Source organism: Aeromonas sp. QDB25 (assembly GCF_027707725.1).
GTDB lineage: Bacteria > Pseudomonadota > Gammaproteobacteria > Enterobacterales > Aeromonadaceae > Aeromonas > Aeromonas caviae.
The window spans coordinates 1-22,196 of record NZ_JAPCIZ010000067.1 but is presented as its reverse complement, the minus strand read 5'-3'; the positions used below and the strand labels follow the sequence as shown (position 1 = coordinate 22,196).

At 64.8% G+C, this 22,196-nt stretch carries 23 protein-coding genes and 1 pseudogene; 9 read left to right on the top strand and 15 right to left on the bottom strand.

Annotated elements, in window-relative coordinates; genetic code table 11:
• Positions 1 to 196: 196 nt before the first annotated feature.
• Positions 197 to 400 carry a DUF3955 domain-containing protein gene (locus PG883_RS18350; protein ID WP_049636791.1) on the bottom strand — a complete coding sequence of 68 codons (204 nt, stop codon included), beginning with the start codon at positions 398 to 400 and terminating at the stop codon, positions 197 to 199.
• A gap of 143 nt (positions 401 to 543) precedes the next feature.
• On the bottom strand, positions 544 to 1,887 hold the full coding sequence (gdhA, locus tag PG883_RS18345) for an NADP-specific glutamate dehydrogenase (RefSeq protein WP_041212764.1): 1,344 nt from the start codon (positions 1,885 to 1,887) through the stop codon (positions 544 to 546).
• A 571-nt stretch (positions 1,888 to 2,458) separates the two neighbouring features.
• Between gdhA and rluF the strand changes: the two genes are divergently transcribed.
• On the top strand, positions 2,459 to 3,472 hold the full coding sequence (rluF, locus tag PG883_RS18340) for a 23S rRNA pseudouridine(2604) synthase RluF (RefSeq protein ID WP_010674196.1): 1,014 nt from the start codon (positions 2,459 to 2,461) through the stop codon (positions 3,470 to 3,472).
• 86 nt (positions 3,473 to 3,558) lie between these two features.
• On the opposite strand, the gene PG883_RS18335 is transcribed toward rluF, so the two are convergent.
• Both PG883_RS18335 and PG883_RS18330 read right to left on the bottom strand, forming a co-directional pair.
• On the bottom strand, positions 3,559 to 4,791 hold the full coding sequence (locus PG883_RS18335; protein ID WP_049636792.1) for an MFS transporter: 1,233 nt from the start codon (positions 4,789 to 4,791) through the stop codon (positions 3,559 to 3,561).
• Positions 4,784 to 5,293: a nucleoside deaminase gene (locus PG883_RS18330; protein ID WP_041212766.1), complete on the bottom strand. Its 510-nt coding sequence runs from the start codon at positions 5,291 to 5,293 to the stop codon at positions 4,784 to 4,786. The genes PG883_RS18335 and PG883_RS18330 overlap by 8 nt, the downstream gene beginning before the upstream one ends.
• A gap of 116 nt (positions 5,294 to 5,409) precedes the next feature.
• On the opposite strand from PG883_RS18330, the gene PG883_RS18325 reads away from it, so the two are divergent.
• Positions 5,410 to 6,252, top strand: coding sequence for a LysR family transcriptional regulator (locus PG883_RS18325; RefSeq protein ID WP_029314296.1), 843 nt, complete (start codon positions 5,410 to 5,412; stop codon positions 6,250 to 6,252).
• A gap of 16 nt (positions 6,253 to 6,268) precedes the next feature.
• On the opposite strand, the gene PG883_RS18320 is transcribed toward PG883_RS18325, so the two are convergent.
• The 3 genes from PG883_RS18320 to PG883_RS18310 form a co-directional block, all read right to left on the bottom strand.
• A complete protein-coding gene (locus tag PG883_RS18320; protein WP_270807542.1) occupies positions 6,269 to 6,736 on the bottom strand; it encodes a GyrI-like domain-containing protein in 468 nt (155 codons plus the stop codon).
• Between the two features lie 20 nt (positions 6,737 to 6,756).
• Positions 6,757 to 6,912, bottom strand: coding sequence for a pleiotropic regulatory protein RsmS (gene rsmS, locus PG883_RS18315; protein WP_010674200.1), 156 nt, complete (start codon positions 6,910 to 6,912; stop codon positions 6,757 to 6,759).
• A gap of 84 nt (positions 6,913 to 6,996) precedes the next feature.
• Complete coding sequence (locus PG883_RS18310) at positions 6,997 to 7,464, bottom strand: acyl-CoA thioesterase (protein WP_049636794.1); 468 nt, start codon at positions 7,462 to 7,464, stop codon at positions 6,997 to 6,999.
• 173 nt (positions 7,465 to 7,637) lie between these two features.
• On the opposite strand from PG883_RS18310, the gene PG883_RS18305 reads away from it, so the two are divergent.
• Together PG883_RS18305 and PG883_RS18300 are read left to right on the top strand one after the other, a co-directional pair.
• Complete coding sequence (locus tag PG883_RS18305) at positions 7,638 to 8,288, top strand: tellurite resistance TerB family protein (protein ID WP_042015902.1); 651 nt, start codon at positions 7,638 to 7,640, stop codon at positions 8,286 to 8,288.
• 159 nt (positions 8,289 to 8,447) lie between these two features.
• Positions 8,448 to 8,906: a GNAT family N-acetyltransferase gene (locus PG883_RS18300; RefSeq protein WP_039038605.1), complete on the top strand. Its 459-nt coding sequence runs from the start codon at positions 8,448 to 8,450 to the stop codon at positions 8,904 to 8,906.
• 26 nt (positions 8,907 to 8,932) lie between these two features.
• On the opposite strand, the gene PG883_RS18295 is transcribed toward PG883_RS18300, so the two are convergent.
• Positions 8,933 to 10,381, bottom strand: a complete 1,449-nt coding sequence (locus tag PG883_RS18295; RefSeq protein WP_049636795.1) for an aminotransferase-like domain-containing protein — start codon at positions 10,379 to 10,381, stop codon at positions 8,933 to 8,935.
• Between the two features lie 120 nt (positions 10,382 to 10,501).
• On the opposite strand from PG883_RS18295, the gene PG883_RS18290 reads away from it, so the two are divergent.
• The 3 genes from PG883_RS18290 to PG883_RS18280 are packed head-to-tail and all read left to right on the top strand — an operon-like array spanning position 10,502 to position 13,342.
• Positions 10,502 to 12,073: a cytochrome ubiquinol oxidase subunit I gene (locus tag PG883_RS18290; protein ID WP_049636796.1), complete on the top strand. Its 1,572-nt coding sequence runs from the start codon at positions 10,502 to 10,504 to the stop codon at positions 12,071 to 12,073.
• Positions 12,073 to 13,200: a cytochrome d ubiquinol oxidase subunit II gene (gene cydB / locus PG883_RS18285; RefSeq protein ID WP_049636797.1), complete on the top strand. Its 1,128-nt coding sequence runs from the start codon at positions 12,073 to 12,075 to the stop codon at positions 13,198 to 13,200. The genes PG883_RS18290 and cydB overlap by 1 nt, the downstream gene beginning before the upstream one ends.
• Positions 13,201 to 13,228: 28 nt before the next feature.
• A complete protein-coding gene (locus tag PG883_RS18280) occupies positions 13,229 to 13,342 on the top strand; it encodes a CydX/CbdX family cytochrome bd oxidase small subunit (RefSeq protein ID WP_010674207.1) in 114 nt (37 codons plus the stop codon).
• Between the two features lie 61 nt (positions 13,343 to 13,403).
• Here PG883_RS18280 and PG883_RS18275 read toward each other — a convergent pair whose 3' ends face one another.
• The 5 genes from PG883_RS18275 to PG883_RS18255 all read right to left on the bottom strand — a co-directional run bounded on the left by PG883_RS18275 (position 13,404) and on the right by PG883_RS18255 (position 17,212).
• Positions 13,404 to 14,573: an MFS transporter gene (locus tag PG883_RS18275; RefSeq protein WP_042865230.1), complete on the bottom strand. Its 1,170-nt coding sequence runs from the start codon at positions 14,571 to 14,573 to the stop codon at positions 13,404 to 13,406.
• A gap of 551 nt (positions 14,574 to 15,124) precedes the next feature.
• Positions 15,125 to 15,928, bottom strand: coding sequence for a 2,5-didehydrogluconate reductase DkgB (gene dkgB, locus PG883_RS18270; RefSeq protein ID WP_049636798.1), 804 nt, complete (start codon positions 15,926 to 15,928; stop codon positions 15,125 to 15,127).
• Between the two features lie 67 nt (positions 15,929 to 15,995).
• Positions 15,996 to 16,286 carry a putative quinol monooxygenase gene (locus PG883_RS18265; RefSeq protein ID WP_041212774.1) on the bottom strand — a complete coding sequence of 97 codons (291 nt, stop codon included), beginning with the start codon at positions 16,284 to 16,286 and terminating at the stop codon, positions 15,996 to 15,998.
• A gap of 154 nt (positions 16,287 to 16,440) precedes the next feature.
• A complete protein-coding gene (locus PG883_RS18260) occupies positions 16,441 to 16,806 on the bottom strand; it encodes a VOC family protein (RefSeq protein WP_049636799.1) in 366 nt (121 codons plus the stop codon).
• A gap of 31 nt (positions 16,807 to 16,837) precedes the next feature.
• The gene (locus PG883_RS18255; RefSeq protein WP_049636800.1) at positions 16,838 to 17,212 is read right to left on the bottom strand and encodes a DUF6404 family protein; all 375 of its coding nucleotides are present in this window, start codon (positions 17,210 to 17,212) and stop codon (positions 16,838 to 16,840) included.
• Positions 17,213 to 17,380: 168 nt separating this feature from the next.
• Between PG883_RS18255 and PG883_RS18250 the strand changes: the two genes are divergently transcribed.
• Positions 17,381 to 18,283, top strand: coding sequence for a LysR family transcriptional regulator (locus PG883_RS18250; protein WP_049636801.1), 903 nt, complete (start codon positions 17,381 to 17,383; stop codon positions 18,281 to 18,283).
• Positions 18,284 to 18,460: 177 nt separating this feature from the next.
• Here PG883_RS18250 and glpK read toward each other — a convergent pair whose 3' ends face one another.
• Both glpK and PG883_RS18240 read right to left on the bottom strand, forming a co-directional pair.
• Positions 18,461 to 19,963, bottom strand: a complete 1,503-nt coding sequence (glpK, locus tag PG883_RS18245; RefSeq protein WP_010674229.1) for a glycerol kinase GlpK — start codon at positions 19,961 to 19,963, stop codon at positions 18,461 to 18,463.
• Between the two features lie 54 nt (positions 19,964 to 20,017).
• Positions 20,018 to 20,866: an MIP/aquaporin family protein gene (locus PG883_RS18240; RefSeq protein ID WP_049636802.1), complete on the bottom strand. Its 849-nt coding sequence runs from the start codon at positions 20,864 to 20,866 to the stop codon at positions 20,018 to 20,020.
• 490 nt (positions 20,867 to 21,356) lie between these two features.
• Here PG883_RS18240 and PG883_RS18235 point away from each other — a divergent pair.
• Positions 21,357 to 22,088, top strand: a pseudogene (locus tag PG883_RS18235) (MFS transporter); the annotation flags it as partial.
• Between the last annotated feature and the right edge of the window lie 108 nt (positions 22,089 to 22,196).

The following is a 22,196-nucleotide window of genomic DNA, read 5'->3' as shown; positions in this document are numbered from 1 at the left end:
CAATCAGGCCGCCCGATGAAGCAGGAACCCGGTACTGCGCGAGCAGCTATCACCCAGTAATGGGAATCCCCCTCCTGTGACGCGAAGCGCTAAGGTGGGGGAGGATGTCAACGAATCGGTCTATTGCCTGGACCCGGATTAGAACCTCATCGAGATCAGCCGCTATTGCTGAGCTCTTGGCACCTTGCGATTTGTGTCATTGCTCCCTGGTGCGCCCCTTGCGCAGCAGAGGGATCACGGTGAGCACCATGCCGGTGAAGAGCAGCAGATAGCCCAGGGGCAGCAGGGCAAAGGGCTCGTGCAGGAAGCCCTGGGCATCGAGGGTGGAGCCCAGCAGGTTGAAGGCCACAAAGCAGCCGAGCCCGGCCAGGATCAGCAGGGCACCTGTTTTCATCGTCATCTTGTCATCCTCGTCAGCGAGATGGAGCGGATGGGAGACTTTCATGCCTGGGTGAAGAGAGTGTGAAGTCGCGCCAGGCACAAAACACAACGGCAGCCCAAGGGCTGCCGTTGTGTTGAGGGTGAAGCCCCGGGCCAGGGCGCTCAGCAGACCCCTTGCGCCAGCATGGCGTCGGCGACCTTGACGAAGCCGGCAATATTGGCGCCGCTTTCGTAGTTCACATGGTCATCATCCTGACCGTAACGGACACAGGTGGCATGGATACTGGTCATGATCCCCTTGAGGCGGGCGTCCACCTCCTCCCGGGTCCAGGAGAGGCGCTGGGCATTCTGGCTCATCTCGAGGCCCGAGGTGGCAACCCCGCCGGCGTTGGCCGCCTTGCCCGGGGCGAACAGCACCTTTGCTTCGTGGAAGAGGCGGATGGCGGCGGCGCTGGAGGGCATGTTGGCCCCCTCGGCCACCAGCTGCACGCCGTTGGCAATAAGCTGCGCCGCATCTTCGGCATCTAGCTCGTTCTGGGTGGCGCAGGGGAGGGCGACGTCGGTCGCCAGGTGCCAGGGGGTGCGGCCGCTGAAGAACTCGAGCCCGAGCTCGTGGGCGTAATCCGCCACCCGCTTGCGCTGCTCGTTTTTAAGCGCCATCAGACGGGCCAGCTTCTCGGGGGTGAAGCCGTCCGGATCATAGACGGTGCCGCCGGAGTCGGAGGCGGTGATGACGCGGGCGCCGAGGGCCATCGCCTTCTCGATGGCGTATTGGGCCACGTTGCCCGAGCCCGACACCGAGACCCGCAGGCCATCGAGGGACTGGCCGCGATGGGCCAGCATGGCGTCGACAAAGTAGAGCAGGCCGTAGCCGGTGGCTTCCGGACGAATGAGGCTGCCGCCAAAGGAGAGTCCCTTGCCGGTGAAGACGCACTCGGCGCTGTTGGTGAGCTTCTTCATCATGCCCGCCATGTAGCTCACCTCGCGCCCGCCCACCCCGATGTCGCCCGCCGGCACGTCGGTGTTGGCCCCCAGGTGGCGATAGAGCTCCAGCATGAGGGCCTGGCAGAAGCGCATCACTTCTCCTTCGCTCTTGCCCTTGGGATCGAAGTCGCTGCCCCCCTTGCCGCCCCCCATGGGCAGGGTGGTGAGGGCGTTCTTGAAGGTCTGCTCGAAGGCGAGGAATTTCAGCACCGAGAGATCCACCGAGGGGTGGAAGCGCATGCCGCCCTTGAAGGGGCCGATGGCGGAGCTGTGCTGCACCCGGTAGCCGCGATTCACCTGCACCTGGCCCTGGTCATCCACCCAGCTCACCCGAAACTGCACCAGGCGCTCGGGTTCCACCAATCGCTCCAGCAGGCCGTGTTGCAGGTAGCGGGGGTGGCGCTCCACATAGGGCCAGATGGAGGCGATCACCTCGCTCACGGCCTGGATGAACTCGGGCTGGTGAGGGTTGCGGCTGGCGACCTGGGCCAGGAAGGCCTCCTGGGAGAGGGAATGACTCATCTTTAACTCCTGTCGTGAATGATGAAAGTGGCGTCCTGCCAGAGAGGGGACCATGCCCGTCTTCAGGGTTCGCGGGGCTCAAGGGGCCCGTTGTTGCGCCCCGATGGGGGTGTCATTTCCCGTCGTCGGCGGGTCAGAGCAGATAATTCGCGATGACCAAAATCTTTTTATGCATTTTTTCTGGATAAATATCAAGCGTTAGATCATCTGGCTATCTGCCGAAGGCCGCACCCTATCTTCGGCGGCGGGGGCCCGGCCCATGAAGTGAGCACCATGAAGTGAAAAGAGGCGGGGAGTGCGCGGTGCAGCCCAATCAGGGCCGCGGCGTCACCGCACGCTGGATAATGGGGGGCCTGCTGCTGCATCAGGGGCAGCACCCCCTGTGAGCCAGCGGGCAGGGGGCGACGGGGCCGGGCGCGTGCGCGTGCAATGTGCTACTGTAGCGGCGTTTTTTGCCGAACATGCAGGGCGCAGGCCCTTATTTCATGGAGTTGTATGCAGACGAACCCGACCACAGCGCGGCTGATCCAGCCAGCCATTCTCAAGGCCCATCCGACCCGGGAGGTGACCCATGCTGGCCGATGAATCCATGCGCCTGAACAAATACATCAGCGAGAGCGGCATCTGCTCCCGTCGTGAGGCCGATCGTTTCATCGAGCAGGGCAACGTCTTCATCAACGGCAAGCGGGCCGGGGTGGGAGATCAGGTGTTTGCCGGGGATCTGGTCAAGGTCAACGGTCAGGTGATCGAGCCGCGCGAAGCCGACAGCCTGGTCTTCATCGCCCTCAACAAGCCGGTGGGCATCGTCAGCACCACGGAGGCGGGGGAGAAGGACAACATCGTCGACTTCGTCAACCACAGCACCCGCATCTTCCCCATCGGTCGCCTCGACAAGGACTCCCAGGGGCTCATCTTCCTCACCAACCACGGGGATCTGGTGAACAAGATCCTGCGGGCGGGCAACGATCACGAGAAAGAGTACCTGGTGACCGTGGACAAGCCGGTGACCGACGAGTTCGTCCGGGGCATGGCGGCCGGGGTGCCCATCCTCGGCACCGTCACCAAGAAGTGCAAGGTGAAACGAGAGGCGCCCTTCGTGTTTCGCATCACCCTGGTGCAGGGGCTCAACCGCCAGATCCGCCGCATGTGCGAGCACTTCGGCTTCGAGGTGACCAAGCTCGAGCGCATCCGCATCATGAACGTCAGCCTCAAGGGGCTGCCGGTGGGGGAGTGGCGCGACCTCACCGACGACGAGCTGATCGAGCTGTTCAAGCTCATTGAGGACTCCTCCTCCGAGGCGAAACCGGCCAAGGGGGCTCAGGTTGCCAAGCCCAAGGCGGCTGCGGCCGGCACCCCGGCCCAGGGCAAGAAGCCGCGGCGCAGCGACGATCACGAGATTGGCGGGCGGCCCAATGTGCCGGGTCCCGAGGCCTTCGAGAAGAAGAGCCCCGCAGGCAAGGGCGGGGCGGGCAAAGGGGCTGCCAGCAAAGGGGCAGCAGGTAAAAGCGCGCCCGGCAAGGGGGGCAAACCCGCCCCGGGCAAACCGCGGCCAGGGCAGGGCGGGCGCCAGAAGAAGGGGCGCTGAGCGCCAGGCCTTCCCGCACCCTGATGCACAACACCGGCCTTGGCCGGTGTTGTGCTTTCTGGCCCCCAAGGCCGGTGCTCGCCGGATCAGGCAGGTTTGTGGCCTGCCGTCTGCACAGCCATGGCCTGCTCCGGGGGCAGGCCCATGGCCCTTGGGTAGTGGCGCGGGTTGAGACGCACCACCAGCAGGCTCATCAGGACCAGGGCGCCGAGCTGCCACTGCCAGGCGGCGGCGAAGTCACCGCTTGCATGGTGCAGGCGGGCCGCCACCCAGGGGCCGGTAGCCGCCACCATGAAGCCGACGCCCTGCATCAGGGCGCAGAGGGCGCCCGCCCGGCGCGGGTCGGGCAGGTGATCCAGCGCAATCACCATGATGAGGGAGAAGCTCCCCCCAAGCCCGGCGCCGCACAGCAAACACCAGAGCAGGGGGGCGGTCTGAGGAGCGAGCCAGAGGCCGCCAAAGCCCGCCAGCTGCATGGCGATGGCCAGCGCCATCCAGGGGCGGCGGTCCAGCCGACCGGCTGCCAGCAGGGGCAGGCCAAGGCCGCTCGCGGTCTGGGCCAGGGCGAGCCAGGCCACCAGCTCGCCCCCTTGCTGGGCGCTCCAGCCCGCCGCCATGTAGGCCGGGGCCAGCCAGGCTACGACGATGCCGTAGCCGCTGTTGATGATGCCAAAGCAGGCGATGAGCAGCCAGGTGCGGGGCAGGGGGAGCAGCCGCTGCTCCCCGGTGGGGGCGGGCGTGCTGGCCGGGGCAGGCAGGGGCACCCGCCAGGCCAGCCAGCCGAGGGCCAGCAGCACCGGCAGGCCCCAGAGCGCCAGCGCCCGAGACCAGTCCAGATACTCGGCAAGGCGCGGGGTGAGCACGGCCCCGAGCGCCCCGCCCCCCATCATGCAGGCGGAGAAGATCCCCATCACCAGGGGCACCTTTTGGGCGAACCCCTCCTTGATGAGGCCGGGCAGTACCCCCTGCACTAGGGCCGAGCCCAGCCCGCACAGGGCGGCGCTGGCGATGAGCAGGGCGCCGCTCGCCAGATCGACGCGCAGGGCGCTGCCAAGGGCGAGCAACAGCAGGGCCGTCCCGAGCAGGGGGCGCGGGCCCGTGCGACCCAGGAGCGCCGGGGTGAGCAGCACGCCGACCCCGATAAGCCAGAGGGGCAGCAGGGTGACCCAGGCCAGGGTATCTACCCCGAGGGCCAGCCTCGCGTCGATGCGAGGGGCCAGGGGGCCGATGGCGGTGAGGAAGGGGCGCAGGTTGAGGGCGATGAGGATCACCAGCACCAGCAAGGCGCCGCTGCCCGGGGGGAGGCGGCGCTTATGCATGGGGCAGGGGACCGTAGAGGGTTTCGGCCGCGATGGGGCTCGCCAGCTTGATGAGGGGCAGGGGCGGCGGGCACAGGGGCAGTCGCAGGGCCGCGTAGGCCGCGCGGCTGTCATAGCCGAAGGGGGCGGCATCGTCGTTGTCAAAGGCGTAGTAGACCGCCTGGATGCCGTTCATCACCAGGGCCGACAGGCACATGGGGCAGGGGTGCCCGCTGGCATAGACGATGGCCCCGGCCAGCGGCCCCTGGCGACTCCCTTCCCGCAGCGCTTCCAGCTCCGCGTGACGGGTGGGGTCCCCCGCCTCCAGCATGCGGTTGACGGCGCTCGCCACCAGCCGGTTCTCCCTCACCAGCAGGGCGGCGAAGGGGCGCCCCCCTTGCTGGCGATGGGTCAGGGCCAGGTGCAGGGCCTGCTCCAGCCACTCCTGATGGCTGGGGGCCGAGGCGGCGGTGAGGGAGTTGAGGAGGCGGGCACCGGACTGGGAAGGGGGTGGCATGGTCATATCCTGGCAAAAAAGGGGGAGGACAGCAGCCTAGAGGGTCGCCGCATCATTTGGAAATTAAATGATAAAATGACTTCCAGTGGTTTTATAAATGGAGATTGCCCATGGAGCGCCCCCTGCTGGACCCCCAATTGCTGCAGAGCTTCGTCGCCATCGTCGAAACCGGCAGCTTTACCCGCGCCGCCGAGCGTATCCACCTCACCCAGTCCACCCTGAGCCAGCAGATGCGCCGCCTGGAGCAGCAGCTGGGCTGCACCCTGCTCGACCGATCCGGTCGCCAGGTGGTGACCACGGCCCAGGGGGAGACCCTGCTCGGGCTGGCGCGCCGCATCCTGGGGCTGCTGGCCCGGGCGGGGGAGCGGGTGAGCGAGGCGAGCCACCCCCTGCGCCTCGGGGTGCCGGAGGATTTTGCCGCGGGGGCCATGACCCCGGTGCTGGCCGCCTTCGCCCGCGCGCACCCGCAGGTGCGGCTGGAGGTGCAAAGCGATCTCAGCCATGCCCTGTGGCAGGCCTTCGAAGGGGGAGAGCTGGATCTGGCCCTCATCAAGCAGGGGCGCGGCCAGGGGGAGCCCATCGCCCGCTGGCGCGAGCCCCTGGCCTGGGTTGACAGCCGGGAGTGGCCCGCCGCCGGGCGCGACCCCCTGCCTCTGGTGGTGTTTCCAAGCGAGGGGCTCTACCGGCGCCAGATGACCGACGCCCTGGATGCCGAGGGGATCCCCTGGCGCATCGCCTACGTGAGCGGCAGTCTCGCCAGCCTGCAAGGGGCGGTGAGCGCGGGGATCGGGGTCAGCCTGCTGCCGGCGCGCCTGTTGCAACCGGATCAGGTGGTGCTGGCCCATTGGCCTGCAGTGCGCTCGGTGGAGCTGGCTCTGCACCAGGGGCCGGGCACGAGCGAGCCCCTCGCCCGGCTGGGGGAGGCGCTGATCGCGCTCTGTGACGAGGTGATGGGGCCGAGGTAGCCCGGGCGGCCAGGGGTCAGGCCAGGGCCTGTTTTGGTACCACGGCGAGCCAGATTTCCACTTCGCCGCTGCCGGTGGCGGCGTCAAAGCGGGCGCCGTAGCGCTCGAAATCCGGCTGCTGGGCAGATTGATAGTCCGATTGCGCGAGCCATGCCAGGGCCTGGCGCCAGGTGTGCGGCAGGGTCGTGACATGCCCCTGATGCAAGAAGATGGCGTAGGTCTGGGGGGCGATGCGCATGCGGCCAAGCCCGGGAGGCAGCACCTCCAGGGCGGCGACCTCCACCCCGCAGAGGTATTCGCAGTGGGTGTCGGTGGCGGCGCAGATGGCGCCATAGGCGTGCTCCCCGAGCTGCCCCAGCAGGGGAAGCAGGGCGCTGAGGTCGCGCCACTGGCCGGCGAAGTCCCCCTGCTCGAAGGGGTGGTGACGGCGCAACCCCCCGAGGAGCATGGCGCGGCCTTGTTCGATGCGAATGGGTGCTGACATGGTGCCTCCTGCGGGGGCGCTCAGGCCTCCCGACCTTCCTCGAGCTTGCGCTCATAATCCCGGCGAACGATGGCGAGTGCCGCCAGGGCCAGCGCGGGGGCGATGTGGTTGGTTTCCAGCAGTTCGATCAGATCCACCGCGAGCTGGACCTCGGGGGGGGCATTTTCCAGGGACATCTTGGGTTCTCAAGGGCAAGGGTGGTCGCCATTATAGCGCCCGGCGGCGCGAAGACACGCCCCGGCTGCCCGGGGCGGGACGGGTCACATGTGCTGGCGCATCTCCTTGTCCAGCTCCTCGCGCAGGGCCATCAGCTTTTTGGCGTACTGCTGCAACTGCAGATCGTTCTCGCTCACCGGCTGCCACTGGGGCACCGGGGTGGGTTTGCCCTGCTCGTCCATGGCCACGAAGATGATGATGCAGTGGGTGGTCTTGCGCCGCTCCGGGTCGGTGGGATGGCGGCTGTAGACATCCACCGCCAGGTGCATGCTGGTGGTACCGGTGTGGATCACCTTGGCGTGTACCTCCACCAGTTGGCCTATCTGGATGGGGCGCAAGAAGCGGATGCCCCCCACATAGACGGTGACGGCATAGCCGCCACACCAGCCGGCGGCGCAGGCGTAGCCGGCCTGGTCAATCCACTTCATCACCATGCCGCCATGGACTTTGCCGCCAAAGTTGACGTCGGCGGGTTCGGCGAGAAATTGCAGGGTCAGTTCACGGGCGCTCATGGTACTTCCTTATGTCGAGGCAAGGGGGGACTCCTTGGCTGTCCCCCGGGGACAATAGCAGTGGGCGGGGCTGGCACTGATCCAACCAGCGCCTCTTCTTGTCTGCGCCGTCATTCACCTTGAGTTCAGCGCAGGCGGCCCAGCATGACTCATCACGCGAGGGAGGAGGCCCCATGAAACAGATGCTGGAGCAATTGATGGGAGCTGGCAAGGGCTGGCTCAACGACGGTGGTGACACGCGCAAGGCCCAGATGAAGGGCATGGCGCAGGGGGGATTGGCCGCCGGGGCCATGGCGCTGCTGCTTGGCAACAAGAAGATGCGCAAATATGGCACCAAGGTGGCGGCGGTGGGGGGCGCGGCGGCTCTCGGGGGGCTGGCCTACAAACTCTATCAGGACTGGCAGACCCAGCAGTCCACCCCGGCCCAGCCGACCCAGCCCCTGGACACCCTGGAGGGCAAGGCCCTGGATGCCCGCGCCAATCTGCTGGTGCGCGCCATGGTGGCGGCGGCCCGGGCCGACGGCCACATCGATGCCGCCGAGCGCCAGAAGATCCAGGAGTACCTGACCGAACAGGGGGAGCGGGATGCGGCCCGCTGGATTGACGCCGAGCTCTCCCGCCCCCTCGACCCCCATGTCCTGGCGCGAGAAGTGACCGACATGGAGCTGGCGACCGAGGTCTACCTCGCCTCCCTGCTCACCATCGAGGTGGATCACTTCATGGAGCGCGGTTATCTGGACGAGCTGGCGCGCGCCTTGAAGCTGGATGACAACCTCAAGGGGAGCATAGAGCGCCAGGTGGCCCAGTTGGGGGCGCCGGGCTGAGCCCGCATTGCCATCAGGATTGTCCACAAGGCCCCGTCATGGGGCCTTGTCGTTGCCGGGGGCTGTTGATTGCCGTGACGAGCCGATAAGATGCGGGTTCCAAAGGGTGACCGCCAAGCCTCTTTCCTCGCTGGCGACCCTCACTGCAAGGAGCATCAGGTGGACATTCGCAAGGCAACTGAACAGGATATCGACGCCATTCTGGCCCTGAACCGGCAGATAGGTCAGCTCCACTTCGAGCAGGTGCCCGAGGTGTTCTGCCCCCCGTCCCCGGAGGACAGGGCCTTCTTGCTCGGCGCCATTGCCGACGAGGCGCGTCTTTTCTGCGTGGCGGTGGTGGCGGGGGAGGTGGCGGGCTTTCTCACCGCCCGCATCGACCTCAACGAGAGTGTCCCCTTTCTCAGCAAGCTGCCCGTCTGCCGCATCACGACCGTGGTGGTGGATGAGGGGCAGCGCTCCCGGGGCATCGGCCGGGCGCTGATCGCCCACGGGGACCAGTGGGGCAAGGCACGGGGCGCAAGCCAGTTGCGCCTGGAGGTGATGGCTTTCAACGAGCGGGCCAGGGCCCTCTACGAGCGACTGGGCTTCAAGGCCCAGTCACAGACCATGGCCAGGTAAGGCGCATTCGCTTGCAAAAGGGCCCGTTACGGGCCCTTGTCGTGTGAGGCGTCAGGGGGGCTCTGCCAGGTTTCCCGTTGCCGGGCGATGAGGCCCGCAAGCTGGTTGAGCGCCGCGTCCAGCTGCGGGCTCCAGGGATGGGAGCTGTTGAGGCGCAGGCAGTGGTTGTGCTGGCCCTGGCTGGAGAAGAGGGCCCCGGGGGCGATGGAGACCCCCTGCTCGATGGCGCTGGCATAGAGCGCCCGGCCATCGAGGCGGGCGTCAAATTCGAGCCAGAGAAAGTAGCCCCCGTCGGGGGAGGAGATACGCGCCTCGGGGAAGAGGCGCATCAGGGCTGCCCGCATCTGCTGCTGACGCTGGGCCAGGGTGTGGCGCAGGCGGCGAAAGTGGGCGTCCACCCCGCCCTGGCGCAACATGTCGGCCAGCGCCAGCTGACTGGGCACATTGGTCGAGAGCGTCGACATCAGTTGCAGCCGCTGGATGCGCTCGGCGTGGCGCTTCGCCACCACCCAGCCGACCCGAAAGCCCGGTGCCAGACACTTGGTCCAGGAGCCGCACAGCAGGCTCTCTCCCCGCGCATCCCAATGGGTGATGGGCCTTGGCCGCTCGCGCCCGACATAGAGCTCCGCATAGACGTCATCCTCCACCAGGGGGACCTGATGGCGGTTGAGCAGACCCATCAGCGCCTGCTTGTGCTCATCGGGCATGGTGTGGCCGAGGGGGTGCTGCACATTGCCCATCAGCCAGCACGCCTTGACGGGGCGCTGGGCGAGGGCCTCCTCCAGCAGGGCGAGATCGATGCCCACCCCGGGGATCACCGGGATCTCCACCACCTTGAGCTTGAGCCGCTCGATGGCCTGCAGGGCGCCGTAGAAGGTGGGGGACTCCACCACCACCCAGTCGCCGGGCTCGGTCAGCACCTGAAGACTGAGGGAGAGCGCCTCCATGGCCCCCGTGGTGATGATGATCTGCTGGGGATCCACCGCCATCCCCTCGCCGGCGTAGCGCCGGGCGATGGCGCGGCGCAGTGCCTCGTTGCCGGGGGGCAGATCTGCCACCGTGCTGAAGGGATCGAGGCGGCGCATGCAACTGCCGAGGGCCCGACCGAGCTGGGGGTGGGGGAAGAGGGTCGGGTCCGCCACCGCCATGCCAAGGGGCACCAGCTCCCGTGACTTGCTCGCCTGCAGCACCTCGAACACCAGATCGTTGATGTCCACCGAGCCGCTGTAGCGGGCCTGCTGGGGCTGACTCTCCCGCCGGGCCGTGCTCGCGGCCTTGACGTAGTAGCCGGACTGGGGCCGCGCCAGGATGAGGCCCCGGCTTTCGAGCAACTGATAGGCCTGGAGTACCGTCATGGGGCTGAGGCCGTGGGTCTTGCAGCTCTGGCGGATGGAGGAGATGCGCTCCCCCGGCTGCCAGAGGCCGCTCGTGATCTGCTGTTGCAGCTGGTCTGCCAACTGGCCGTAGCGGGACATGGTGGGCCCAAACTGTTATAGGTGTTTTTCACTATAACTGCATCTGTTATAGGTGTCATGGACCATGGTGTACTTGGCGGGCGAAAACCTGTCCGTTAAATGCAACATAGAGAGTCATGCATGATAAGCCTGGATGATGTGGTCAGCCTCTCCCGAATACAGTTCGGGGCGACGGCGATGTTCCACTTTCTGTTTGTGCCCCTCACCCTGGGGCTGTCCTGGATCCTGGTGATCGCCGAGTCGGCCTACGTGATGACCGGCAAGGTGATTTACAAGGACATCACCCGTTTCTGGGGCAAGCTGTTTGGCATCAACTTCGTGATGGGGGTGACCACCGGGATCACCCTGGAGTTCCAGTTCGGGACCAACTGGGCCTATTACTCCCACTATGTCGGCGATATCTTTGGCACGCCGCTGGCGGTGGAGGGGCTGATGGCCTTCTTCCTCGAATCCACATTGGTGGGCCTCTTCTTCTTCGGCTGGGACAAGCTCTCCCGCGGTCAGCACCTGCTGGTGACCATGCTGGTGGCGCTCGGTTCCAACCTCTCCGCCCTCTGGATCCTCATCGCCAACGGCTGGATGCAAAACCCGGTCGGCGCCGAGTTCAACCCCATGACCATGCGCATGGAGCTGGTGGACGTGGCCGCGGTCATCTTCAACCCGGTGGCCCAGGTCAAGTTCGTCCACACGGTGGCAGCGGGCTATGTGGCGGCCTCCCTGTTCGTGATGGGGGTGAGCAGCTGGTATCTGCTGCGCGGCATGGAGGTGCGCTTCGCCCTGCGATCCTTTGCCATCGCCTCGGGTTTTGGCCTCGCGGCCATCCTCTCGGTCATCGTGCTCGGGGACGAGTCGGGCTATCGCTCGGGGGAGGTGCAGAAGGTCAAGCTCGCCGCCATCGAGGCGGAGTGGGAGACGGAGTCCGCCCCGGCTTCCTTCACCCTGTTCGGCCTGCCGGATCAGCGTGCCGAGACCACCCACGCGGCCATCAAGATCCCCTATCTGATGGGCATCATCGCCACCCGCTCCCTGGATGAGCAGGTGACGGGCCTCAAAGATCTGAAAGCGCAGCATGAGGCGCGCATTCGCAGCGGCATGCTGGCCCACGATGCGCTCGAAGCGATGCGGGCAGATGGCAGCAACCAGGCGGCCCGCGCCACCTTCGAGCGCCACCGCGGCGATCTGGGCTACGGCCTCTTGCTCACCCCCTATGCCAAGGAGATTGGCAAGGCGGACGAGGGGGCCATCGCCAAGGCGGTGGAGGACTCCATCCCCCAGGTGGCGCCGCTGTTCTGGAGCTTTCGCCTGATGGTGGGCATCGGCGTGGCGCTGCTGGCGCTCTTTGCCGCCGCCTTCCTGCAGCTGTGCCGGGGCAGGCTGGTGCAATCCCCGCGGCTGCTCAGGGCCCTGCTCTGGTCTATTCCGCTGCCCTGGATTGCCATCGAGGCGGGCTGGTTCGTGGCCGAGTTCGGTCGCCAGCCCTGGACCATCAGCGACGTGCTGCCGGTGTCGGCCTCCGTCTCCCTGCTGCAACCGGGGCAGCTCTGGTTCAGCCTCATCGCCATCTTCCTCATCTACAGCAGCCTGCTGGTGGTGGAGTTGTTCTTGTTGCGTCATGTGATCCGCAAAGGGCCTGCCAGCCTGCAGACGGGTCGTTATCAAGGTGAAGTGTTGCAAAACGGGAGTCCTGCCTGATGGATTACGAAACCCTGAAAGTGATCTGGTGGGGGCTGGTGCTCTTCCTGCTGGTCGGCTTCGTGGTGATGGATGGCTTCGATCTCGGGGTCGGCATGCTGCTGCCCGTGGTCGGCAAGACGGATGACGAGCGGCGGGTGCTGCTCAACAGCGTGGGGCCGGTGTGGGAGGGCAACCAGGTGTGGCTCATCGCCGGTGCCGGCACCCTGTTTGCCGCCTGGCCCCTGGTCTATGCCGCCGCCTTCTCGGCACTTTACGTGCCCTTCATGTTCCTGCTGTTCGGTCTCTTTTTGCGCCCGGTGGGCTTTGACTATCGCAGCAAGCTGCCGGACCCGGTCTGGCGCCGCTGGTGGGACCGTGCCCTGGTGGTGGGCGGTCTGCTGCCGACCCTGGTGTTTGGTGCCACCCTTGGCCTGGTGCTGCAAGGGCTGCCGTTTCGCTTCGATGCGGCCCTTCGTATCCACCATGGCGCCTTTGCGTTCCACTGGCCGCTGCTGTTGACCGCCATGGGAACGGCGCTGGCGCTGCTCTTGCTGCACGGTGCCAGCTTCCTGCAGTGCAAGACCCTGGGGGCCATAGCGGCGCGCAGCGCCCGCCTCGCCCTCTGGCTCGGCCCCCTGGCGAGCGCCCTCTTTGCCCTTGGCGGCGTCTGGCTTGGAGAGATGGCGGGGTATCGCATCACGGCCATCGGCGATCTCAACGGCGCCCTCACTCCGCTGATGAAAGAGGTGGTGGCGGTGCCGGCGGGCTGGCTTGGCAACTTTGTCGCCCATCCGGTGCTCTGGGCCGTGCCTGTGCTCGGGCTCCTGCTGCCCCTGGTGTGCGCGCTGGCAAGCCGCCTCGGCAAGTCCGGGCTGGCGCTCGTGGCCAGCGGCGGTGCCTGCGCCGCCATGATGCTGACCGTGGCCATCGCGCTCTTCCCCTTCGTGCTGCCCTCGTCCCTGGATCCGGCCAGCAGCCTGACCCTGTGGGACAGCACCTCCAGCGAGCGCACCCTGCTTATCATGCTGGGGATCGTCGGGGTACTGATGCCGGTCAACATCGGCTACACCCTCTGGGTCTATCGGGTGGTGCGCGGCAGGGTCAGCGCCGAACAGGTGCGCCAGCACGGCCACAGCCTCTACTAATCCGCTTCAACACAAGGATCAACGCGATATGTGGTATTTCACCTGGTTGCTGGGGCTGGGGTTCGCCTTGCTCTGCGGGCTGGTCAACCTGCTCTGGCTGGAGGCGCGCTGGGCTGCCGATGAGGATCTCAAGGAGCCCTGAGCCTCGCATCTTGCCCATGAAAAAGGCCGACACAGGGTGTCGGCCTTTTGCTTGCCCGGGGTCAGGCAAGGGCGGCGCGGCGCTCGCCCGCTTCGCTGACATGGGTGAGGCCGTAGGCCAGCAGGACGATGAGGGCGCCAATCCAGGGGGTGTGCATCAGGCCGAGGTGCTCCACCACGAAACCGCCGACCACGGAGCCCAGCGCAATGCCGACGTTGAAGGCGGCGATGTTGAGGCCGGAGGCCACATCCACGGCATTGGGGGTGTGGCGCTCGGCCTGTTTCACCACCAGTACCTGCAGACCCGGCACGTTGCCAAAGGCGAAGGCGCCCCACACCAGCACGGTCAGTACCGCCAGCACCGGGTGCGGTGCGGTGAAGGTGAGCACCAGCAGCACCACGGCGAGCCCGGCGAACAGCAGCTTCAGCGCGGGCAATGGGCCCATCCGGTCAGCGAGCTTGCCGCCCCAGATATTGCCGACGGCGACCGATACCCCGTACACCAGCAGAATGAGGCTGACCGCGCCGGCGCTAAAGCCGCTCACCTGTTGCAGGATGGGGGCGAGGAAGGTAAACGCCGTGAAGGCACCGCCGTAACCGAGCGCCGTCTTGGCGTAGACCAGCAACAAGGGCTTCCTGGTGAGCACCGAGAGCTGCTCGCGAACGCTGGAGGCGGCCCCCTTCGGCAGGTTCCCCGGTACCAGCAGCATGCTGCCCACCATGGCGACGAGGCCGAGCAGGCTCACCACCAGGAAGGTCTCGCGCCAGCCGAAGACCTGACCAATCCAGGTGCCAAGCGGGACGCCGGTCACCAGGGCGACCGTGAGGCCGCTGAACATGATGGCGATGGCGCTGGCCGCCTTCTCTTTGGCCACGAGACCCGTGGCGATGGTGCTGCCTACCGAGAAGAAGACCCCGTGGGCCAGCCCGGTGAGGATGCGGGCCACAATCAGGCTCTCGTACCCGGGGGCCTGCCAGGCCAGCAGGTTGCCGACGGTGAAGAGGGCCATCAGCCCCACCAGCAGCCACTTGCGCGGCAGCTTGCCGGTAAGCGCCGTGAGCACGGGGGCGCCGATGGCCACCCCAAGGGCATAGAGGCTGACCAGGAGGCCTGCCGAGGGGAGCGAGACATTGAGCTGCTCGGCGATGGTGGGGATGAGCCCCACGATCACGAATTCGGTGGTGCCTATGGCAAAGGCACTTAAAGTGAGGGCAAATAACGCCAGTGGCATAACAACTCCTTGGATTGGGACTCCCGACGGGAGAATGGCGCCAGTATGCCGAGGGTGTTTGTTGGTAAAAATGACGGCAACGTCAAATTACTTTTGCCAAATCAGCAGCAATGGGGCCGTGAAATGGGGTTCCGGGAGTGGGCGAGGCCGCGAGACACACACGGCCATGCAGCACAAGTGAATGCAGAGGCAAAGCCTGTAGAGGCAAGGCGTATAGAGGCAAGGCGTATAGAGGAAGCTGGGGACAAAAAGGCAGGGGCACAAAGAGGAAAGGGCAAGGGAAGGTGGCAGTCGCGCCCGGTATTGAGACAAAAAAACGGGAGGCACAGTGCCTCCCGCTCAGGTTCTCGTCGATGGTGTCGGGTTTTCTTTGCTCCCTTCTCCCCTTGCGGGAGAAGGGCTGGGGATGAGGGGGCTATCTGGTTGAAGGCCTGATGACCTGAATAGAAGAGCCTGCCCTCACCCTCTCCCATAGGGAGAGGGGATAGCCCGTGGTTGCAGTCTGTTCGTGAGGGTCGCCGCTATCCACCGCCAAATCGAGAGGCCATGGTTTAATCCCAATTCGGCGCAAAGTCCGGGTTGGCGCAGCGCTCACCCCGATCCAGGGTGGCGATGGCGGCCATCTCATCGCGACTGAGTTGCACCTTCAGCGCAGCCAGGTTGGCGGCCAGATTCTCCCGTTTGGTAGAGCTCGGGATCACCGTCATGCCCTGGGCCAGCAGCCAGGCCAGGGACACCTGGGCTGCCGAGACGCCGTGGCGCTTGCCGATCTCCATCAGCAGCGGCTCGGTGAGCACCTTGCCATAGGCGAGTGGCATATAGGCGGTGATGGCGATGCCGTGGGCCTGGCAGAACTCCACCACCTTGCGGTTTTGCAGCAGGGGGTGGATCTCCACCTGCTGGTGGGCGATGGCGCCCGGCCCCAAAATCTTGATGGCTTCTTTAAGCTGGGCCACGGTGAAGTTGGAGACCCCGATCTCCCGGGTCAGGCCCCGGGCTTTGGCCTCGGCGAGCTGCTCCAGATAGACCGCCATCGGCACCTCATCCTGGGGGGAGGGCCAGTGAATGAGCGCCAGATCCAGATAGTCGGTGCTGAGTTTTTCCAGGCTCACTTCCAGGCTCGGGATCACCTTGCCCGGACCGAACTCGCTGGTCCACACCTTGGTGGTCAGGTAAATATCCTGGCGGGGCACGCCACTCTCGCTCATCAACTGGCCGACTTCGGCCTCGTTGTCATAGATCTGGGCGGTGTCGATATGGCGGTAGCCAAGTTCCAGCCCCTGGAGCAGGGAGTCGCGAAGTGGCTGATCTTTCAGGCGGAAGGTTCCAAGACCCAGGTTGGGCATCTTCATCATCAAATTCCTCAGGTTAGTGTTTCTACGCTCAAATGATGGGCTTTGCCTGCGCCGAGGGCGGAGGCAGTCAGGCGCGCCGGTAGCGGCTCACGACCCGGTTGGCAAACCAGGGGGAGGCGAGGCTGGCAAAGGCGATGTAGTGGGGCTGCTGCTGGTGGGCGAGCAGGGCGGCTTCACTCTCCCACTCCTCGTACAGCATCCAGCTATGGGGGCTCTCCAGGCTCTGATGCAACTGGTAGCGAAGGCACCCTGGCTCTTGCAGGGTAGCGGCGATCAGCGGCTCGAGGGCGGCTCGAAACTGGGCGGCGAATTCGGGTTTGGCGTCAAGCTGGGCAATCACAATCAGGGGGGATGGCATCTGAACCTCCTCGTTAAGACGGGAGTCAGTATGCCCGCCCCAGACTGGGGGATACAGGGCAGCAGTCGCAAAACACTATTGAGGTGAGTGCAGCAATGTGGCCTCCCCATGGCTGGTCGTGGTGCAGGTGGGCCAGGGGGAGGGCGGAGTATTATCAGGCGCTGGCCGGTTCGGACCAGACCGCAAATTCATTGCCGCTGGGCTCGACAAAGTGAAAGCGGCGGCCACCGGGAAAATCGAACAGGGGGCGCACTATGGTGCCCCCTGCGCCGGCTACCTTGCTCTGGGTCGACTCGATATCGGCGCTGTAGAACACCAGGAGCGCCCCGCCCTGAGCACTCTGGCTGCACAGTTCGGCGCGGTAGAAGCCGCCATCCAGCCCTTCTCCCTCGAAGGCGCAATAATCGGGGCCGTAGTCGGCAAACTGCCAGCCAAAGGCGGCGGTGAAGAAGGCCTTGGTGGCGGCAAGATCCCTGGCCGCAAACTCCACATAGTTCAGTTTTTCATGGGCCCTGGTCATGGGCTCTCCTTGTCGGTGATTATTTCGGTTGTCAGCGTTTTTGCGTGGGGCTTGTGGAGTGGGGCAAGGCGTCCCAGGGGGTCAGCTTGAGCCGCTTGCGCCGAAACCAGAACCAGGTCCCCATCAGCAGACCGAGCCCGATGCCAAACAGCAGGCTCTGGCGCAGGGCAAACCCCAGGCTCACCTCATCCTGCCAGCCGAGGCACCACATCAACACCCCCCAGATAGCGCCGATGGGGAGTCCCAGGGCAAGAACGTTGATCATAAAGCGTTCGTAGTGGGGCGGCCTGATGGTGAACCCCGCCTTTCGCAGCAGCCAGATGATCGGCGGGTTGTAGTTGAGCGTTTGCACCCCCTTCTCGGTCAGCTCCCGATGGGCGGCGGCCAGCCTGTTGTCGAATGTCATGGATCGTCCCTGTCATGGTGTGGCGCCATACGGTGCCGGTTGGCGGCATTGTACTGGCAAGGGCGCAGATAAAACAGGTGGTGCGTCACGATACGAAGCGACGCCTGTCTTGCCAACTCCCGGCCATTGTACCTATAAAGACCCATTACTCTTGCCAGGATGACAACAATGAAGACCCATTCCGATGAATTGACCCTGTTTGTGGCGGTGGTGGAGGCGGGCAGCTTTCGCCAGGCGGCGGAGAATCTCGGCATGGACAACTCCGTGGTGAGCCGCGGCATCAAGCGCCTCGAAGAGAAGCTCGCCACCGTGCTCCTCAACCGCACCACGAGGCGGGTCAGCCTGACCGAGGAGGGGAGCTGGTTCTATCAGCGGGCGGTGAAGATCCTGACCGAGATGAGCGAGGCGGAAGGGTTGCTGCTGATGCGCCGGGAGCAGCCGGAGGGCATATTGCGGGTGGACGCCGCCACCCCCTTCATCCTGCATAGATTGGTGCCCATCATCGGCGAGTTTCGCTGCCGCTACCCCGCCATCGAGCTGCAACTGCACAGCTCAGAGGGCTTCATCAACCTGATGGAGCGGCGGGTGGACATGGCCATTCGCATCGGCGAGCTGACGGACTCCTCCCTGCGGGCCCTGCCGCTGGGCCGCTCGCGGCTGCGGCTGCTGGCCTCCCCCGACTATCTGAAGGCACGCGGTACCCCGCGCCAGCCGGCTGACTTGCTGGCTGGCCACGAGCTGCTCGGTTTTTTGCACCCCGATCACCTCAATCATTGGCCCCTATTGAGCGAGGAGCAGGGGGACAGGTTCGCCATCACCCCGACCCTGCGGGCCAGCAGCGGGGAAACCTTACGTCAGCTGGCGCTGGCGGGGCAGGGGATCGTCTGCCTGTCGGACTTCATGACAGGGGATGACAGGGCGAGCGGGGCGCTGGTGGAGGTGCTGGCCCGCAGCAACAGCGGCGCTTCGCGCCCCATCCATGCGGTCTTCTACTCCGATGCCCAGCGGGACATCCGGCTGCGGGTCTGGCTCGATTTCCTGAAAGAGCAGCTCGGCAACCACGCGCTCTAGGCGTGTTCCGACAGGGCCAATCCCCTCCCACCCTTCCCCTCCACGAGAGGGAGGGGCCATCTTTTCCCACTCCTCAAGGGGAGGGGGCCGAGGGGCTTGCGAGCGCCAATATAAAGAGGCCGACATCGCTGTCGGCCTCTTTGCTTTTTTCATCTCAAGGATGCGTCGGTTACCCCATCACTCCTCTTCGGCCCAGCGGCGTGAGCGTTCCACCGCCTTCTTCCAGCCGCTGTAGCGCTTGGCGCGATCGTCGCGGTCCATCTGCGGAATGAACTCGCGGTCCACGCTGAACTTGTCTTCCAGCTCTTCGGAGCTCTTCCAGAAGCCCACGGCGAGGCCGGCCAGGAAGGCGGCGCCCATGGCGGTGGTCTCGATGCGGGTCGGACGCACCACAGGGGTGTGCATCATGTCAGCCTGGAACTGCATCAGGAAGTCGTTGGCCACGGCGCCGCCGTCCACCTTGAGGGCCGCCAGCTTGATGCCGGAGTCCTGCTGCATGGCATCCAGTACGTCGCGGCTCTGGTAGGCGATGGATTCCAGCGCAGCGCGGATGATGTGGTTGCGGTTGGCGCCACGGGTCAGGCCGACCATGGTGCCGCGAGCATACGGATCCCAGTAGGGGGCGCCCAGGCCCACGAAGGCCGGCACCAGGTAGACGCCGTTGGTGTCGCCTACCTTGCTCGCGAAGTAGTCGGTATCGCGGGCATCGTGGATGATCTTGAGCTCATCGCGCAGCCACTGGATGGTGGCGCCGCCCATGAAGACCGCCCCTTCCAGTGCGTAGTTCACTTCCCCTTTCGGGCCGATGGCGACCGTGGTCAGCAGGCCGTTGCTGGAGCGAACCGGCTCGGTGCCGGTGTTCATCAGCATGAAGCAGCCGGTACCGTAGGTGTTCTTGGCCATCCCTTTTTCGAAGCAGAGCTGGCCGAACAGGGCGGACTGCTGGTCACCGGCGATACCGGCGATGGGGATGCGGGCGCCGCCGCCACGGGTGGTGTAGCCATAGACCTCGGAGGAGGGTTTGACTTGCGGCAGCATGGAGGCGGGGATGCCCAGCTCGTCCAGCATGCGCTCATCCCACTTCAGGTCGCGGATGTTGTAGAGCATGGTGCGTGAGGCGTTGGTCGGGTCGGTGACGTGCACCTCGCCGTTGGTCATCTTCCACACCAGCCAGGTGTCGATGGTGCCGAACAAGAGCTCGCCGTTCATTGCCTTCTCCCGGGCCCCTTCCACGTTGTCCAGGATCCACTTCACCTTGGTGCCGGAGAAGTAGGCATCCAGCACCAGACCGGTGTTTTCACGCACGTACTCTTCCAGGCCGCGCGCTTTCAGTTCTTCACAGATGGCGGCGGTACGGCGGCACTGCCAGACGATGGCGTTGTAGATGGGCTTGCCGGTGGCCTTTTCCCAGACGACGGTGGTTTCACGCTGGTTGGTGATGCCGATGGCGGCGATCTGCTCGCTGTGCAGGCCGCTCTTGGCCAGCACTTCGGTGAAGACGGAGGACTGGGTCGCCCAGATCTCCATGGGGTCGTGCTCGACCCAGCCCGCTTTCGGGTAGTGCTGGGTGAATTCGCGCTGGGAGGTCGCGACTATGTTGGCGTCCTGATCGAAGACAATGGCACGGGAGGAGGTGGTGCCCTGGTCCAGCGCAACGACAAATTTCTTTTCAGCAGACATGATGTTCTCCACGTTTTTATTTTCCACGTTGTTACACGTTGGGGAGGGCCGCTCTCAGGCGGCGGCCTCTTCTTTGTTAGACAGCTTGGAGGCTTCTTCGGTGGCGACGCGGTTGCCCGGGACGCAGGGAGCCAGCACTTTCACATACAGGGCGGTACCGATCTGGGCGCCGACGATGGGGCCAAGGATGGGGACCCAGAAGTAGGGGTTGTCACGACCACCGGTCAGGGCCACGTCACCCCAGCCAGCCACGAAGGCGAACAGTTTGGGGCCGAAATCACGGGCCGGGTTCATGGCAAAGCCGGTCAAGGGGCCGAGGGAGGCGCCGATCACCGCGATCAGGATGCCGATGAGCAGGGCGGCGGCGAAGCCTTTGGGGGCGCCGTTGTTGTTGTCACCCAGTGCCATGATGCCCAGCATCAGGACGGCGGTGATCACCATCTCGACCGCGAAAGCCTGCATGTTGGAGAGCAGGGCATTGGGGTAGGTGGAGAAGATGCCTGCGGTGCCGAGGCTCTCGACGCTGCCGCGCACCACGTTGTGGGTCAGCTCCCACTGGGTGAACAGGTTGCTGTAGAGGGCGTAGACCAGGGCGGCGGAGGCGAATGCCCCGGCTATCTGGGCGATGATGAAGGGCACCACCTTGCGCTTGTCAAAGCCGCAGAAGGTCATCAGTGCCAGGGTCACGGCAGGGTTGAGGTGGGCACCGGAGATGCCACCGCTGACATAGATGGCGATGGCGACACCCAGGCCCCAGGTAATGGAGATTTCCCATTGCCCGAAGTTGGCGCCAGCCAGCACCAGGGCGGCCACGCAGCCGACACCGAAGAAGATCAGCAGGCCGGTGCCGATAAACTCGGCGAGGCACTCGCCAAGCAGGGTATTGGGTCTTTGTATGCTCATAGTTGTTATTCCTTATATCCACCCAGAGTAGGTTTGATGTTCCGTTTTGTTATCTTTCATTCCCATTCATTGCGCCCGAAAACGTTTCTTCTTGTTTTTTGAGCTTGCGCAAACGTTATGCTCGTTTGCGCTCGTTCTTGGACGAGAGAGAAAATAAACCTTCTGCGTCAATTCACCATACCCCCGCCACCGGAAATGTGGGCAAGATCCCATTCATTGCTAAGAAAATGTGACGAAAAGCAACAGTTGTCGGCCATATTACTCCTTAGTGAGTAGCCGAAAGTCACGCCATGCGTGGGCTGACCCTGGATGCGTGTTCACTCACAGCGTCACAATTTTTGTAATAAAACTGCAATAATTTAGCGCTCATCACAGATTAAATGTTCACAAATGAGCACAATAGGCTCGCTTGCGAATCAAGACGCGTCTGATCGCCGGCATGAGCGGGGCGTCCTCAACCGCCCAGAACAACAATAAAAGGAAGCAGAACATGCTTAGTCTCTTCAGGCCTGCACCCCATATCGACCGGCTGCCGGCCGACAAGGTGGATCCCTTCTACAAGCGCATGCGTTGGCAGGTGTTCTTCGGGATCTTCTTCGGGTATGCGGGTTACTACCTGGTACGGAAAAACTTCAGTCTGGCGATGCCCTACCTCATCGAGCAGGGCTTCTCCCGCGGGGATCTGGGTCTGGCCCTCTCCGGGGTCTCCATCGCCTACGGTCTCTCCAAATTCCTGATGGGGAACGTGTCGGACAGATCCAACGCGCGCTACTTCCTCTCCGCCGGTCTGCTGCTCTCGGCAGGCATCATGTTCATGATGGGGACCATGCACTGGGCTACCTCCAGCATTGGCATCATGTTCGTGCTCCTGTTCCTGAACGGCTGGACACAGGGCATGGGCTGGCCCCCCTGCGGCCGTACCATGGTGCACTGGTGGTCACAGAAGGAGCGGGGTGAGATCGTCTCGGTCTGGAACGTGGCCCACAACGTGGGCGGCGGCATGATAGGCCCCCTGTTCATCCTCGGCATGGGCTGGTTCAACGACTGGCGAAGCGCCTTCTATGTGCCTGCGGCGGCGGCGGCGGCCATCGCGGTGATCGCCTTCTTCGTGATGCGCGATACCCCGCAATCGGTCGGTCTGCCCCCCATCGAGGAGTACAAGAACGACTACCCGAAGGATTACAACGAAAGCCACGAGCAGGAGTTCTCCGCCAAGGAGATCGCGAATTCAACTCCGAAGTGCAACACCCGCCAAATCAAGCAACCTGTCGTAGTTCATCAAACACGATCTGCGGTTGCCTGAAATCCAAACATTTGCGCGGTCTAAGGT

Excerpts from the sequence above, each read along its gene's own strand:
- PG883_RS18350 (WP_049636791.1), bottom strand. The coding sequence starts at position 400 with ATGACGATGAAAACAGGTGCCCTGCTGATCCTGGCCGGGCTCGGCTGC.
- gdhA (WP_041212764.1), bottom strand. The coding sequence starts at position 1,887 with ATGAGTCATTCCCTCTCCCAGGAGGCCTTCCTGGCCCAGGTCGCCAGC.
- rluF (WP_010674196.1), top strand. The coding sequence starts at position 2,459 with ATGCTGGCCGATGAATCCATGCGCCTGAACAAATACATCAGCGAGAGC.
- PG883_RS18335 (WP_049636792.1), bottom strand. The coding sequence starts at position 4,791 with ATGCATAAGCGCCGCCTCCCCCCGGGCAGCGGCGCCTTGCTGGTGCTG.
- PG883_RS18330 (WP_041212766.1), bottom strand. The coding sequence starts at position 5,293 with ATGACCATGCCACCCCCTTCCCAGTCCGGTGCCCGCCTCCTCAACTCC.
- PG883_RS18320 (WP_270807542.1), bottom strand. The coding sequence starts at position 6,736 with ATGTCAGCACCCATTCGCATCGAACAAGGCCGCGCCATGCTCCTCGGG.
- rsmS (WP_010674200.1), bottom strand. The coding sequence starts at position 6,912 with ATGTCCCTGGAAAATGCCCCCCCCGAGGTCCAGCTCGCGGTGGATCTG.
- PG883_RS18310 (WP_049636794.1), bottom strand. The coding sequence starts at position 7,464 with ATGAGCGCCCGTGAACTGACCCTGCAATTTCTCGCCGAACCCGCCGAC.
- PG883_RS18305 (WP_042015902.1), top strand. The coding sequence starts at position 7,638 with ATGAAACAGATGCTGGAGCAATTGATGGGAGCTGGCAAGGGCTGGCTC.
- PG883_RS18295 (WP_049636795.1), bottom strand. The coding sequence starts at position 10,381 with ATGTCCCGCTACGGCCAGTTGGCAGACCAGCTGCAACAGCAGATCACG.
- PG883_RS18290 (WP_049636796.1), top strand. The coding sequence starts at position 10,502 with ATGATAAGCCTGGATGATGTGGTCAGCCTCTCCCGAATACAGTTCGGG.
- cydB (WP_049636797.1), top strand. The coding sequence starts at position 12,073 with ATGGATTACGAAACCCTGAAAGTGATCTGGTGGGGGCTGGTGCTCTTC.
- PG883_RS18280 (WP_010674207.1), top strand. The coding sequence starts at position 13,229 with ATGTGGTATTTCACCTGGTTGCTGGGGCTGGGGTTCGCCTTGCTCTGC.
- PG883_RS18275 (WP_042865230.1), bottom strand. The coding sequence starts at position 14,573 with ATGCCACTGGCGTTATTTGCCCTCACTTTAAGTGCCTTTGCCATAGGC.
- dkgB (WP_049636798.1), bottom strand. The coding sequence starts at position 15,928 with ATGATGAAGATGCCCAACCTGGGTCTTGGAACCTTCCGCCTGAAAGAT.
- PG883_RS18265 (WP_041212774.1), bottom strand. The coding sequence starts at position 16,286 with ATGCCATCCCCCCTGATTGTGATTGCCCAGCTTGACGCCAAACCCGAA.
- PG883_RS18260 (WP_049636799.1), bottom strand. The coding sequence starts at position 16,806 with ATGACCAGGGCCCATGAAAAACTGAACTATGTGGAGTTTGCGGCCAGG.
- PG883_RS18255 (WP_049636800.1), bottom strand. The coding sequence starts at position 17,212 with ATGACATTCGACAACAGGCTGGCCGCCGCCCATCGGGAGCTGACCGAG.
- PG883_RS18250 (WP_049636801.1), top strand. The coding sequence starts at position 17,381 with ATGAAGACCCATTCCGATGAATTGACCCTGTTTGTGGCGGTGGTGGAG.
- glpK (WP_010674229.1), bottom strand. The coding sequence starts at position 19,963 with ATGTCTGCTGAAAAGAAATTTGTCGTTGCGCTGGACCAGGGCACCACC.
- PG883_RS18240 (WP_049636802.1), bottom strand. The coding sequence starts at position 20,866 with ATGAGCATACAAAGACCCAATACCCTGCTTGGCGAGTGCCTCGCCGAG.